We start from the raw sequence: 13,640 nt of genomic DNA on the forward strand, positions 1-13,640 counted from the left end.
AGTGAGTGGTACCCCCCCCCGTGGAGCGTCATTGCGAGGTAGCGCAGCGGACGAAGCAATCGCCTGCCCTATGTGGGAGCGGCCGGGCGTGCACCCGGCGTAGGGCTTTCCCCACATAGAAGACCCGATTGCTTCGGGCCTTCCGCCGAAGGCGTCTGGCACCCCGCAATGACGTTTTCAAAGACCTTCACCTCACAGGGCACATGCTCCTCCGTCCGGCTCACCGCTCACTGCTCACCGCTCACCGAAAAACAGCTCCGCCTTGCCCATGGCCGCGCTAATTTACACCCTCCCTTTGCAACCGGGGAACTGCTATCCGACTATGAAAACCATTCTTTCGCTGGCCGCGGCCTTCCTGCTGGCCGCGGCCTTCCTGCTGGCCGGCTGCAACAAGGCCATCGACGCCCTCGAACAACAAACCGACAACAGCAGCAACAGCGGCCCCGTGGCAGGCACCGTTGCCTACACGATCCCCGCGGGGGCGCACTACTGCGAGCAGAACCGCCTCCGCGCCGTCGACCTGAGCGAGCAGAACTTTATCGTCCGCTTCGACTTCTCGGCCATCTACCAGACCGTCGATGCCAGCAACCAGTACGACATCAACAAGCTCTGGGGCTTTTCCGACAACAACGGCACCGACCACCACCAGTACAGCGCCCGTTTCGGCTGGCGCTGGAGCGACGGCGCCCTCCGCCTCTTTGGCTACGTGTACAACGCCGGCGTCATGACCGAGAAGGAGCTCGGCACCGTAGCCCTCGGCGCCGATGCACACTGTGGCATCCACGTGAAGGGAAGCCAGTACTACTTCTCACTCAACGGCCGCACCGACTCGCTGCCCCGCGCCGCCACAACCGCCAGCGGCAAGGGCTACCAGCTCTATCCCTACTTCGGCGGCGATGAGGCTGCACCGCACAAGGTGACGATCTGGATACGGGAGAATTAAGTGAGCAGGTGAGCGGTCAGCGGGTGAGCAGAAAGTCAGAATGATTTGCTGACCGTTCACTTGCTCACCGCTCACTAGATTTGCTCCATGACCCGGACCTCCCTCCAGCATATCAGCCAGCAAACCACCGCGCTCCTGAAAAAGGCTGCCGGCAAGGCCATCACGTCGGCCGATATCGACGCCCTGCGCGATACGCTGCGCTTCCACGAGTACCGCTACTATATCCAGAACGACCCGCTCATCTCCGATTTCGAATACGATACGCTCTTCAAAAGCCTGGAGGCGCTGGAGACGGAAAACCCCGACCTGATCGTACCCGACTCCCCCACGCAGCGTATAGGCAAGGGACTCACCAAAGACTTCCCGACGGTGCAGCACCTCGTGCCGATGCTGTCGCTCGACAACTCCTACAACGCCGAAGACCTGCTGCATTTCGACAAGCGCGTGCGCGAAGGCGCCGGCAGCGATACCATCGAATACTGTGTCGAGCCCAAGTTCGACGGGGCTTCCATCTCGCTCATATATGAAAACGACAAGCTGCTTCGCGGCGCCACCCGCGGCGACGGCGTTTACGGAGACGACATCACGCCCAACATCCGCCAGATCCGCAGCATCCCGCTCTCGGCCGCCTTCTCGGCCCATGGCATCCATACCGCAGAAATACGGGGCGAGGTGCTGATCAACAAAAGCAACTTCAAGCGCTTCAACGAGGCCCTGGTGGAAGCCGGCAGCCAGCCGCTGGCCAACCCGCGCAACGCCGCCGCCGGCACCCTCCGCATCAAGGACCCGCTCGAGGTGGGTCGCCGCAAGCTCGAAGCCTTCGTGTACCAGCTGGGCTACTTTACGCTCCTGCCCGGCAAGGAGGAAGACGTGTACACGCACTCCCAAACCCTCGACATGCTGTGGGACCTCGGCTTCCGCAGCCCGCACAGGGAAAAGAAAGTGTTCAAAGGCATCCAGGCCGTCATCGATTATTGCAACGACTACGAGGCCGGCCGCGACGACCTGCCCTACGAGATCGACGGGATGGTGATCAAGGTGAACGACTTCGCGCTGCAGGACAAGCTCGGGATGACCACGCACCACCCGCGCTGGGCCATCGCCTACAAGTTCAAGGCGCGGCAGGCAACGAGCAGGCTGCTCCGCATTGAGTACCAGGTGGGCCGCACCGGCAACATCGGCCCCGTGGCCAAGATCGAGCCCGTGGGCATCGGCGGCGTTACGGTGAGCTCGGTATCGCTGTTCAACGAAGACGTGATCCGCGAAAAAGACATCCGCATCGGCGACACCGTGCTGGTGGAGCGCGCCGGCGACGTCATCCCCTATATTGTGAAGCCACTTGTAGAACTACGGGACGGCTCCGAGGAACCGATCAAATTCCCGACGCATTGCCCTTCCTGCGGCGACCCGCTGTTCCGCCCCGAGGAAGAAGCGGCCTGGCGCTGCATCAACATCGCCTGCCCGGCGCAGCAACTGGAGCGCCTGTATCACTTCGTATCGAAAGACGCCATGGACATCCGCGGACTCGGCGAGGCCAATATCGAGAAGTTTCACCGCCTCGGCCTCCTCGCCTCCATCCCGCAGATCTACCGCCTCGACTTCGACGCCATCGGTGCGCTTGAAGGCTTCGGCGCGAAATCGGTGGAGAAGCTCCGTGCCGCCATCGAAGCCTCGAAGAAGCAACCGTTGCACCGGCTCGTGTTTGCCCTCGGCATCCGTCACGTGGGCGAAACGATGGCCAAGACGCTGGCCAATTCCGTGCACCATATTCTCGAGCTCAAAGACTTCACCGAAGAGCAGCTGATGGCCCTCGAAGATGTTGGTCCGAAGGTGGCGGCGAGCGTCGTGGCCTTTTTCCGCAACGATGACAGCATCGCACTGCTCCGGGAGCTCGAAGCGCTGGGGCTGACGATGACCAACGAGCCGAAACCCGCTGCCGGCGGCTCGCTCGAAGGCAAGAGCTTCCTGTTCACGGGTACGCTCAACCGATTGAAGCGAAGCGCGGCCGAAGCGATGGTGGAAGCACAGGGCGGCACGATCGCCTCGGGGGTCAGCAGCAAGCTGCAGTACCTTGTAGTCGGCGACGATGCGGGCTCCAAGCTCGAGAAAGCGAAGAAGATCACGTCAATTAGAATTTTGACGGAAGACGAATTCCTGGCCCTTGTTGGCGAGCCTTTTGCGGGATAATAGAGGCCGGCCTCCGACAAGGATCAAAAACGTCGACCTATGATCAAGAAACTGCCGGGCGAAACCTGGAAACCCCTCGTCTTCAACGGCTACAAGCAACTCCGCAACCGCTATGCGTTGTCGAGCGCCGGGCGCATCGCCTCGTACCGCGAGGACGTGCTGGCCGACGGTAAGCTCCTCAGCGGGTCGGTCACCACCGGCTACCGCACGCTCAACCTGCATCGCCCCGATAGCAAGGGCACGCTGTACATTCACCGGGAGCTCGCCAAGCTTTTCCTCAAACGCCCTTCACCCAAGCATGCCTTCGTGATTCACAAGAACCACGATAAGCTCGACAACCATATCAAGAATCTTAAGTGGGCTACGCTCGAGGAGATGATCGAGCACCAGCAGGGCTCACCGGCAAAGATGGCCTACAAGGAGAAGCAGGCCAATCGCACGGTCGGCCTCAAGCTCACGGCCGTACAGGTGCGCAAGATCAAAGACCAGCTGAACAGCGCCCGCCGCCGCCTCACCATCCGCCAGCTCGCCGAGAAATACGACGTCAGTGAAATGACGCTGTACCGGATCAAGAGCGGGGAGAATTGGGCGCGGGTTTGAGGCTCTGAAGGTTCTTAGGGTTCTGAAGGTTTTGGTGGTTGAGGAAATCACCGGGGATTCTTGGTGAAAAAAGCAACTGCTGGCGGGAAAAGTCCCGTTCCCAAATCCTACTGTCATGCGGCAAGCCGGGCTAGCTTCGGCTATGCCTACTTTCAAGCGCTTTGAGGATATCATTGCCTGGCAACTCGCCAGGGAACTGTGTAAGGAGATCCGCCGCATCAGCCTCGAATCGGACCTTTCGAGGGACTTCAAGCTACGCGACCAGGTCAATGCCTCGTCGGGCTCCATCATGGATAACATCGCCGAAGGACATGGCCGCGGCGGTAATAAAGAGTTTATTCAATTCCTGGAATTCGCCCACGCATCGGGCGCTGAAACACAATCACAACTCTATCGCATTCTCGACCGCGACTATGTAACACAGGATGAATTTGATCGCTTGTATCGCCTTTGTGGCCGGGCCAAAGCAGCCATCCTCAACCTGATCAACTATTTGAAAGGAAGCAATTTCCGCGGCCCACGATTTACCACCCCCGCACAACCTTAATCCTCATTTCTACCACTACAATCCCAGAACCTTAAGAACTCCAAGAACCTTAAGAACCCCAGTAGAAGGGCCGGGGGTGAGGTCCCGAACCTACTCTTTAGGCTTCAACATCTCCCGGTACCTCCGATTCATCAACGCAATAAATTCAGCGATCGGCGGCAGGCCGAGGCTGGCGCGGCGAAGGTCTAGGCTCACGGAGTCTTCGACGGGGCGCGGCTCGAAGGAGGAGCTGTCGGCGTTGAGACGTACCTGTGTGCCGTACCATTGCCGCTGCCCGGCATTTACGAGCACACGGTCCTGCAGCCAGGCGAGGTGGAGGCCCGGCACGTTGCGGGCGGCGGCCTGTTCTTTCAGGAGGCTCAGGGCAAAGCGCTGGAGGGTAGGATCGTTGTCCGCGCGCTGCAGCAGGATCCAGAAGCGCTCGCAGCTGGCGGGGCCCACTTCGCGCAGACCCGGATAGCCTTCGGTTTCGAGAATGCCGCGGAGGGCGCTGTTGCGCAGCTGGGCGGCGGCGGGCGCAAGGCTGTGCCGCGCCGTGTCGGGGGGCGTGGCGGCGGGTGCCGCTTCAATTGCCCATAACGAATCGATGCGCCGCGCGAGCTGCGGGCGCGCCGGTTCCTGGGCAGTCGCCCCGGCGGGAAGCAGGGCCGCCAGGAGCAGTCGGAGCAGCGATCGGGAGAGGGGCATGGTCCCCATCAAGATACGGCTTTTGCCGGCCGGGCCCGCGTCTGCAGGCCACTTGGGTCAACATTTTGTCCCGATGCATACCCAAAAAATGCCTTCCAAGGCCCGGCAATAAGCCCGGAAAAAAATGGAAGGGTATTTGTCTCCCGTAGGAAGATTCATTGCCGTTGCTGATCTGTGATGCTGACACTATGAAAGAAGAACTCCACCATATCAACCTGGACAGCCTGGTGCGTATGCACCAAACGGCGTCCTTCCGCCTGCAGGCGGCGCTGCTCAACGGCGCCACCTGGCAGGAGGTGCACGAACAGCGGGAGCTCGTAACAGAGCTTTCGATCGCCATTCAAAAGCGCCGCTCCCGCGGCGGACACCCGGCTGCCGACAGCGAGCGCCGCGATGTCAACCCATCACCGGGTACGCCCGAAGGTGAGGTTGCGTCCTGAAAGCAGGACAGCATTTTTACGATACTTGTTACGTAGTTCTACGCATTCTCCGGAAAAACTTTCAACGGATGAGGGCTCTTTCTACACTTTAACCGTTTTTGCATCGGTTATCGGGCAAATGTTGTCGAAATTTGCCATGAAACCGTATTTTAGAAGTACATGAAGCCCATAGAATTCAACAAGACAGAACTGGCCATCATCAAGATGATCTGTAAGCAACTCACGGCCAAAGAAATGGCCGACAAGCTCGGACTTAGCTTTCGCACGGTAGAAGAATACCGTGGCTCCATCCAGAAAAAGGTCAAAGCCCGCAACCTCGTGGGCATCGCCCTTTACGCTGTGAAGAACGAGCTGGTGAAAGTATAAGCGCAACCTGCTTACAGCCCACGATGCGCCGGCACAGGCAATCTCCCGCCGCTTCTCCTCTGGAAAAACCCTTACGTTTTTCCCGACGTTATTCCTATTCCTGTTGGCGACACGTCGATTTCGCTTCTAGGATCCTGTGTGCCGCGTAACCGTAGAACTACAATAAGAAGAAACCGTCCGGAACAAATTCCGGTAACAACAAAAGAGGCCCGAGGGCCTCTTTTGCATGCGCAGGGGTTTCGGACAATTCTTAGGGTCCATCGGAATGGACGACTGCCACATTGAAGGGTACACGCTTAATTTCGACAATCGCCCGAACCTTCAGAACCCTAAAAACCTTAAGAACCTTTCAAGCATGCTCGAACCGCAAACCCTCAAATACCTCTCGGCCTTAAAGAAGAACAACAACAAAGCCTGGTTCGACACGCACCGGACGGCCTACGAAGCCGCTCGGATCGACTTTGCCAACTTCCTGCAGCTGGTCATCGATGCCCTCGCGAAGCACGACCCTTCCATCGCGGGGACGACGGCGCGCGAGTGCCTGTTCCGGATCAACCGCGATATCCGCTTTTCGAACGATAAAACGCCCTACAAAAGCAACTTCGGCGCGTCCATCAAGCGGGGCGGACGCAAGAGCGGCTTTGCCGGCTACTACTTTCACCTCGAGCCGGGCGGCCATTCCTTCGTCGGAGGCGGCCTCTGGCTCCCGGATGCGCCGAAGCTCAAAATGATGCGGCAGGAGATCGATTATAACTGGCCCGAGTTCCAGGGCATCCTCCGCGAAAAGACCTTCAAAAAAACTTTTTCCGATCTCTACCGCGGCGACGACCAGCGCCTCAGCACGATGCCGAAAGGCTACGACAAAGACAACCCCGCTGCCGAATACCTCAAGCTAAAAAGCTTTATCGCCGAAACAAGGCTTGCAGATGAAGAGCTCACGAAAGCCACGCTGCACAGGAAGACCGTCGCCGCATTCGTGGCGCTGAAGCCGTTATTGGATTTTATCAATCGGGGGCTGGAGTAGGTTCCGATCGCATGCGATGTACCGTTTCGCGCTGCCGCGCAGCGACGGGCTCAATACCCGATTCCAACGAAGTTCCGTTAACGGTAGAGCAGTCGCTCGCAACGAGATCCCGGTCGCGGGCGACCGGGATGACGTATCGTACTTAGGGGTATCGATGGCGCGCGGCCAGGTTCAGTGCCACGCGCTTGGTGCAGGCCGATGGCCGCGCCTTGAATCATTCCGCTTAGCCAGCTCGTCATCCCGATCACTTGTGATCGGGATCTTTGGGCAGGGCCGGGCCGCCACATCATTCCATTCCAGGCCATCGTCATCCCAATCACCTGTGATCGGGAGCTTTAACCGCTCAGGGCCCCGCCACATCGTTCCCTTCCAAGCCCTCGGCATCCCAATCGCTTGCGATCGGGATCCTGCATTTGAACTCTTTTGCGCCCCGATTGTTCACCCGGTAAACGTACGCTATGTCCAAAGTCTGGTTTATCACGGGTGTATCGAGTGGCCTGGGCGCCGAGCTGGCCGGGGCCGCACTGGCCAAGGGCGACCGCGTGGCAGCCACCTTCCGGAAGCCGGAGCAAGCCGCGGCATTCACGCAGCAGAATCCCGATCAGTCGATAGGCCTCGTACTCGACCTCAACGACAGCGCGCGTATCCCCGCCGCCGTCGACGAAGCCGTGGCCCGCTTCGGGCGCATCGACGTGCTGGTCAACAATGCCGGATACGGCACAGTAGGTGCCATCGAGGAATTCAATATGGAGGAGATCCGCGCGCAGTTTGAAACCAACTTCTTCGGCATGGCCGCGCTGACCAAAGAATTGCTTCCGCTCATGCGCGCGCAGGGCAGCGGGTATATCCTGCAGCTTTCTTCTGCCGCCGGCATCAAGGCGACAGCCGGCTTCGGGATTTACAACGCCAGCAAGTTTGCCCTCGAAGGCTACAGTGAAGCGCTCGCGCAGGAAGTCAGCCCTTTTGGCATCCGCGTGGTGATCGTGGAGCCGGGCCCGTTCCGCACGCAGTTTGCGGGCTCCTCGGTGCGCCTCGCGCAAACCCGCATCGACGAATACAAGGCCACGCCCGTAGCCCAGATGTACCATTACATCAGCCGCATCGACGGCCGCCAGGAAGGCGATCCCGCCAAGGCTGCGCGTGTGCTTGTTGATTATGTGCACAACGGGAACACGACGCTGCGCCTGCCGCTGGGCAAGCACCCGATCGATGTCATCGCCGCTAAATTGAGATCTGTGGAGCAGGATATGAAAGCCAACCGCGAACTGGCGTTGAGCACACTCGTTGATTGAGGCATCCCGGGAGAAAGAACGCAGATCCCGCAAGCGGGATACGCAGATCTGTTAGGATTAGTTATGATTTGCCGACGTACACAATGCAATCAGCGTCGATCTTAAAAATCATAAAAAATCTGCGTTCTTTCTCTTCTTACACCAGCCCCTTTGCTACGAGATACTCCGCAATCTGAACGGCATTCGTCGCCGCGCCCTTGCGCAGGTTATCCGATACGATCCACATGTTGACGGTCCTGGGCTGCGTTTCGTCGCGGCGGATGCGGCCAACGAAGACTTCATCCTTATCGTGCGCCCAGAGCGGCATCGGGTAGATCTGCTGCGACGGGTCGTCCTGAAGCACCACGCCGGGCGCCTTGGCGAGGGTCTCGCGCAGCTCGTTGATATCAAACTCTTGTTCGAATTCCACGTTGACGCTTTCGCTATGCCCGCCTACCGTAGGAATACGGACCGTGGTGGCCGTAACGCGGATGGAATCATCGCCCATGATCTTCTTCGTCTCGTTGACCATCTTCATCTCCTCCTTGGTGTAGCCGTTATCCATGAAGACGTCGATCTGCGGCAGCGCGTTGAGGTCGATGGGATACTTGTACGCCATCGGTCCTTCCTTGCCGGCGCGCTCGTTGTACAGCTGGTCGACGGCTTTCTTGCCCGTGCCGGTAACACTTTGATAGGTCGATACCACCACGCGGCGGATCTTGTAACGATCGTGCAGCGGCTTCAGCGCCACCACCATCTGGATCGTGGAGCAATTGGGATTGGCGATGATCTTGTCGGTCGCCTTCAGCACCGACGCGTTCACCTCGGGCACCACCAGCGGGCGCGCCGGGTCCATACGCCAGGCCGACGAATTGTCGATCACGGTGATGCCGGCGTCGGCGAAGCGCGGCGCCCACTCCTTCGAGGTGTCGCCGCCGGCGGAGAAGATCGCGATCTGGGGGCGCGCGTCGATGGCATCCTGCATGGATACGATTGTACAGGGTTGCCCCTTGAAGGTCACCTGTTTACCCACCGAGCGCTCGGAAGCCACGGGAAGCAGCTCCGTTACGGGGAAATTGCGTTCTTCCAGCACTTGCAACATCTTGGTGCCCACCAGCCCGGTGGCGCCGACCACAGCGATCTTCATAATGAGGTTTATTAAGGGGGCAAAGGTAACCCTTCGGCAGGCTCAGGATGACAAAGGGCTGTTAAGGGCGAAGGAAAAGAGAACTGAGGCGTTCGGTAAGATTTGCCCTGCACGTCACTCCGGCGCAGCCTCACGGGACGTCATAGCGTGGATCCTCCCCAAGGGACGTCATTGCGAGCGAAACGAAGTGGAGCGAAGCAACCGGATTCACTTTTGGGAACCGCTCCGGCAACTGCGGCGCAGGGCATGCGCCCAAAGGGGAGCCGGTTGCTTCATCGCCGTTGCCTGCGGCACCGGCGCCTCGCAATGATGGATTAAAAGGCTTCTTCGCGTACCACCCTTTTTCTACATGGAAACCCCTGTTGTTTTCACCAGCTTTTTCACAGGAAAATATCATCCAGTGGCGGGAAAAACCCTTTGTTTTTGCCCTTCCGGCGGGGTCATATTTGAACGGTAATTGAACACCATGCGACTGCCGTTGTTAACCTCCTTTTTGCTGGCGGCCCTGCTTGCCCGCGGCCAGCTGAGTGAAACCTTTTCCGACAGCAATTTTACAGCCGCTCCGCCCTGGACCGGCAGCCCCGGCGCCTGGACGGTGAACGCGCAAAAGCAATTGCAAAGCACCAGTGCAATAGCCAACAGCACGTTCTACCTGGGCACCCCGGCGGCCCTGGCTGGCAACCTGCAGTGGAAGCTCTGGATGCGCCTCGCCTTTGCTACATCATCTGTCAACTACAGCGACATCTGGATCCTGAGCCACAACGCCAACCCCGAGGCACCGGGCAACACGGGCTACTTCGTGCGCGTAGGCGGCACGCAGGACGACATCTGCCTGTACCGCAAAGACGCTGCGGCCACCGTACGGATCATCGATGGTCCCGACGGGGTAACCGGCAGCAGCGACAACCAACTGCAGCTGCAGGTGATACGCAGCGGCGGAAGTTTTTCCCTGCGGCATGCGTCCAATGGCGGCTCATTCGTGACCGACGGGCAGGCGACAGACGGCACTTACCCGAACGGCGGTTATTTCGCGCTGCTCGTGCGGCAAAGCACGTCGTCGTTTTTCGGGCGCCATTATTTCGACGATATCCGCATCGGCAGCTTCGTGCCCGACACGCTGGCGCCTTCCATTCGCTCGGTTCGCGCCCCCGACGACAGCACTGTAGAAATACGGTTCGATGAGCCGGTGGATGCGGCGAGCGCGGCCAACCCCGGCAACTACAGTCTGTCCGGCATCGGAGCAGCGCTGCGGGTGCAGCCCGATCCATCCGACGGAGCGCTGTGGCGGCTTCATTTTGCGGCACCCTTACCCGCGGATACGGCACTGCTGCTCCGGGTGCAGCATATACGCGATGCCTGGGGGAATGAGCTCGTGCAGGACAGCGACCTTTTTCGCTACCACCCAACCGCACGCTACGATGTGCTGATCCATGAGTTCCTGGCCGACCCCGACCCGCCAAGGGAACTGCCGCCGTACGAGTACGTGGAACTGCGCAACCGTTGCCACTTTCCGGTTTGTCTGAAGGGATGGACCTTCGCCACGGCCACGTCACAGAGCGCGCCATTGCCCGACTACTGGCTCGAGCCGGACAGCTTCCTTATTCTGACATCAACAGCCGGCGCGGCCTTCTTCCACGGTTCGGTGCTGGGCCTTTCCGGCTTTCCCGCGCTCGCCAACGAGGGCGGGCTGTTGCAGTTGCTGGATGCCGGTGGCCGCACGGTCCATGCTCTTACCTGGACACGCGACTGGTACCGCGACGCGCTGAAAGACGACGGCGGCTGGAGCCTCGAGCTGCGCGATACGGCCAATCCCTGCGGCGGGGCGGCCAATTGGGCCGCGAGCGAGGATCCGCGCGGCGGCACGCCGGGCGGCGCCAACAGTGTTGCCGGCCCGCATCCCTACCTTGATGCACCGCGGCTGCTCCGGACCTTCGCCCCCGACAGCCTCACTATTCTTGCCGAATTCAGCGAGCCCCTCGACAGCACCCGCGCGGCAACCGCGGTCTGGTTGCTCGGTGGCGGCCCGGCCGTACAACGTGCGCGGGCACTACCACCATTATTCTGTACCGTAGAACTACAATTGGCTGCGCCGCTCCGGCGGGGCAAGCTGTATGAACTTGTTGCTGATGGGGCCTGCGATTGCAGCGGCAACGGAAGCAGCCTGCAGCACCGGGCACCTGTCGGCCTGGCCGAAGAAGCTTCAGCCGGCATTGTTGTGATCAATGAGCTCCTGTACCAGCCGCACACAGGGGGCGCCGAATATGTGGAGCTCTATAGCCGCGACCGCGTCGTCGATTTATCCAAACTATTCCTGGCCACGCGCAACAGCAGCGGCGCCCTCGGCACCCCGAAGCGACTCTCTGAAACACAGCGCGCGCTGTTTCCCGGTGCCTACCTGCTCGTGACCGCCGACAGTACCGATGTGTCGGGACGGTATTTCGTGGCGCAACCCGACTGGCTGGAGCAACTCACTGGACTTCCGGCCCTGCCTGACGAGGGAGGCACAGTAGTGTTGCTGAACGATCGCGGCGTTGTACTGGATGAAGTGCATTATGACCCCGCCTGGCAGTTCGGCCTCATCAACGATGCCCATGGCGTGTCGCTCGAGCGGATGGATCCCCTGGCAGCATCCGGCGAGCGGGGCAACTGGCATTCCGCAGCAAGCACCGCGGGATTCGGCACACCGACGGCCCGGAACTCGCAGGCAAGGGGCGGCGCTGGCGAGGGGACATTCACCGTCACGCCCGCCGTTTTCTCGCCCGATAACGATGGCTTTGATGATGTAACGATGATTCACTACGAGCTGGAGGAAAGCGGTTACGTGGCCAACATCGCGCTCTACGACGCGGCCGGTCGCCCGGTGCATGCCTTGGTGCGCAACGATGTGCTCGGGCGCTCGGGAGGCTGGAGCTGGGATGGGCTCGACGCGGCTGGCCGCCTCGTTCCGGCCGGCACGTATGTGCTCCTCGCCGAGCTATTCAATCTCGAGGGAAAGCGAAGCGTTTTCAAGCGCACCATCACGGTAGCGCGGAAGCTGCGCTGAATGCAGGCCGCCCTAGCGGTAGTAAGGGCTGATCAGCGCATAAACGACCGGTCCGGTGACGGCTACATAGAACCAGATGGGCCAGGTGATCTTTGCCAGCTTGCGGTGGCGCTCGTTCTCGCCGATAAGCGCGCGGTAAGCGGTAAACAGGATAAAGGGCAGGATGACGGCCGCGAGTACGATATGGGTGGCGAGAATGAACAGGTAGATGTAGCGAATGGTACCGGTACCGCCGAATTTAGTGTCGCCCGACAACAGGTGGTGGGCGATGTAGGAAACGAGGAAGAGGATCGACAGGAACATGGCCGACAGCATGATCCTGCGGTGCGTGGCGTAACGTCCGTTCTTTGCGCTGATGATGCCCGCGACAAGCAGGATAGCTACCACCGAATTGATCACGGCATTGATCTTCGCAAACACGTGCACATCAAAGCCCGGGTCGACTTCGAGCTTGAACCGTCCCAGCAGCACCACGGCTGCGAATACAACAAAGGAAACGAGGAGGATCAGCGTGCGCGCGCGCTTGTCATTTTTGCTGAGAGTGAATGCCATGCTGTTGCTTGTCTTTTTTCAGGAAATAGGTCAGGAGCATAAGCCCGCCGATGACGGCGAATACGAGTAGCGCCAAGGTTTCGAGCTTGCCTGCGAAAATGCTTCTTGCCTTCGGGTCCTTCTCCAGCGACACGAGAACGATATCGCGCGAGAGCCGGCCTACTTCGGCGGTGTCGAGACCGTGGTAGTAGCCACGGATATTCCGGTTCTTATCAATAAGGATCATCCGGTCGGAATGGATGAAGCTGGTGTCTTCTCCTTTGCCGTCTACCGACAGCACCTTGAGGTCGTTGATGGAGAGGTCGTAGATCGCTTTTTTGTCACCGGTAAGCAGCCACCACTTGTCGGGATCGATCCCCCAGCGGTCGGCCCAGTTCTTCAGCGCAGGTACACTGTCGCGCCCGGGATCTACCGAAAGCGATAGCAGGTGTACGAATTTCGCCTGCTGGTCGCCAACGCGCTGGCCGCTGCTGAGGCCGTCCTGCAGGCGCCTCATGTTCTCCGTCATCCGCGGACAGATCGTGGGGCAGTGCGTAAAGAAGAAGTCGATGACCACGACCTTGCCTTCCAGGTCCTTCCAGCTTACGGTCCGGCCGAGCTGGTTCGTGAGCGAAAAATCCGGCAGGCGGTGCCATTGTGTATCGACCTGCTGCTTGCCGTTGACCATCGTGGTGCTTACGGAGTCGTAGATGTAGCGGCGCGGCATGGGCGTGACGTCCTTGCTGTAATGCCGCACGATGAAATAGCCGGCCAGCGGGAGCACCAGCGCCATCAGCAAACCGATGAGGGCTGTTTTATTCAAGGGAGCGGTGGTTGGAAGTGAGCGATGTGGT

Annotated in this window: 13 protein-coding genes; 9 read left to right on the forward strand and 4 right to left on the reverse strand. The window is 59.9% G+C overall.

Going from position 1 to position 13,640, the window contains the following annotated elements:
- The first annotated feature begins 322 nt into the window (after positions 1-322).
- The 4 genes from ACYU7Z_RS10825 (at position 323) to ACYU7Z_RS10840 (ending at position 4,277) form a co-directional block, all read left to right on the forward strand.
- Complete coding sequence (locus ACYU7Z_RS10825) at positions 323-943, forward strand: hypothetical protein (RefSeq protein WP_460570294.1); 621 nt, start codon at positions 323-325, stop codon at positions 941-943.
- 87 nt (positions 944-1,030) lie between these two features.
- Positions 1,031-3,130 (forward strand): NAD-dependent DNA ligase LigA, encoded by a 2,100-nt coding sequence (gene ligA / locus ACYU7Z_RS10830; RefSeq protein ID WP_460570296.1) that lies wholly within the window; start codon positions 1,031-1,033, stop codon positions 3,128-3,130.
- Between the two features lie 39 nt (positions 3,131-3,169).
- Entirely contained in the window at positions 3,170-3,730 is a 561-nt protein-coding gene (locus ACYU7Z_RS10835; protein WP_460570298.1) for an NUMOD4 domain-containing protein, read from the forward strand.
- A 142-nt stretch (positions 3,731-3,872) separates the two neighbouring features.
- Positions 3,873-4,277, forward strand: a complete 405-nt coding sequence (locus ACYU7Z_RS10840) for a four helix bundle protein (RefSeq protein ID WP_460570300.1) — start codon at positions 3,873-3,875, stop codon at positions 4,275-4,277.
- Positions 4,278-4,367: 90 nt separating this feature from the next.
- On the opposite strand, the gene ACYU7Z_RS10845 is transcribed toward ACYU7Z_RS10840, so the two are convergent.
- On the reverse strand, positions 4,368-4,964 hold the full coding sequence (locus ACYU7Z_RS10845) for a DUF6624 domain-containing protein (protein WP_460570302.1): 597 nt from the start codon (positions 4,962-4,964) through the stop codon (positions 4,368-4,370).
- Between the two features lie 188 nt (positions 4,965-5,152).
- Here ACYU7Z_RS10845 and ACYU7Z_RS10850 point away from each other — a divergent pair, with 188 nt between their 5' ends.
- The 4 genes from ACYU7Z_RS10850 to ACYU7Z_RS10865 all read left to right on the forward strand — a co-directional run bounded on the left by ACYU7Z_RS10850 (position 5,153) and on the right by ACYU7Z_RS10865 (position 8,086).
- A complete protein-coding gene (locus ACYU7Z_RS10850; protein ID WP_460570304.1) occupies positions 5,153-5,404 on the forward strand; it encodes a hypothetical protein in 252 nt (83 codons plus the stop codon).
- A gap of 159 nt (positions 5,405-5,563) precedes the next feature.
- Positions 5,564-5,770 (forward strand): response regulator transcription factor, encoded by a 207-nt coding sequence (locus ACYU7Z_RS10855; RefSeq protein ID WP_460570306.1) that lies wholly within the window; start codon positions 5,564-5,566, stop codon positions 5,768-5,770.
- A 355-nt stretch (positions 5,771-6,125) separates the two neighbouring features.
- Positions 6,126-6,794 (forward strand): DUF2461 domain-containing protein, encoded by a 669-nt coding sequence (locus ACYU7Z_RS10860; protein ID WP_460570308.1) that lies wholly within the window; start codon positions 6,126-6,128, stop codon positions 6,792-6,794.
- A gap of 458 nt (positions 6,795-7,252) precedes the next feature.
- Positions 7,253-8,086, forward strand: a complete 834-nt coding sequence (locus tag ACYU7Z_RS10865) for a Rossmann-fold NAD(P)-binding domain-containing protein (protein ID WP_460570310.1) — start codon at positions 7,253-7,255, stop codon at positions 8,084-8,086.
- Positions 8,087-8,222: 136 nt separating this feature from the next.
- Here ACYU7Z_RS10865 and ACYU7Z_RS10870 read toward each other — a convergent pair whose 3' ends face one another.
- Positions 8,223-9,212, reverse strand: a complete 990-nt coding sequence (locus ACYU7Z_RS10870) for an aspartate-semialdehyde dehydrogenase (protein ID WP_460570312.1) — start codon at positions 9,210-9,212, stop codon at positions 8,223-8,225.
- A gap of 466 nt (positions 9,213-9,678) precedes the next feature.
- On the opposite strand from ACYU7Z_RS10870, the gene ACYU7Z_RS10875 reads away from it, so the two are divergent.
- A complete protein-coding gene (locus ACYU7Z_RS10875) occupies positions 9,679-12,255 on the forward strand; it encodes a lamin tail domain-containing protein (protein WP_460570314.1) in 2,577 nt (858 codons plus the stop codon).
- A 12-nt stretch (positions 12,256-12,267) separates the two neighbouring features.
- On the opposite strand, the gene ACYU7Z_RS10880 is transcribed toward ACYU7Z_RS10875, so the two are convergent.
- Positions 12,268-12,807 carry a DUF420 domain-containing protein gene (locus ACYU7Z_RS10880; protein WP_460570316.1) on the reverse strand — a complete coding sequence of 180 codons (540 nt, stop codon included), beginning with the start codon at positions 12,805-12,807 and terminating at the stop codon, positions 12,268-12,270.
- Positions 12,782-13,609, reverse strand: a complete 828-nt coding sequence (locus ACYU7Z_RS10885; RefSeq protein ID WP_460570318.1) for an SCO family protein — start codon at positions 13,607-13,609, stop codon at positions 12,782-12,784. The genes ACYU7Z_RS10880 and ACYU7Z_RS10885 overlap by 26 nt, the downstream gene beginning before the upstream one ends.
- Between the last annotated feature and the right edge of the window lie 31 nt (positions 13,610-13,640).

This window comes from Flaviaestuariibacter terrae (genome assembly GCF_054777635.1).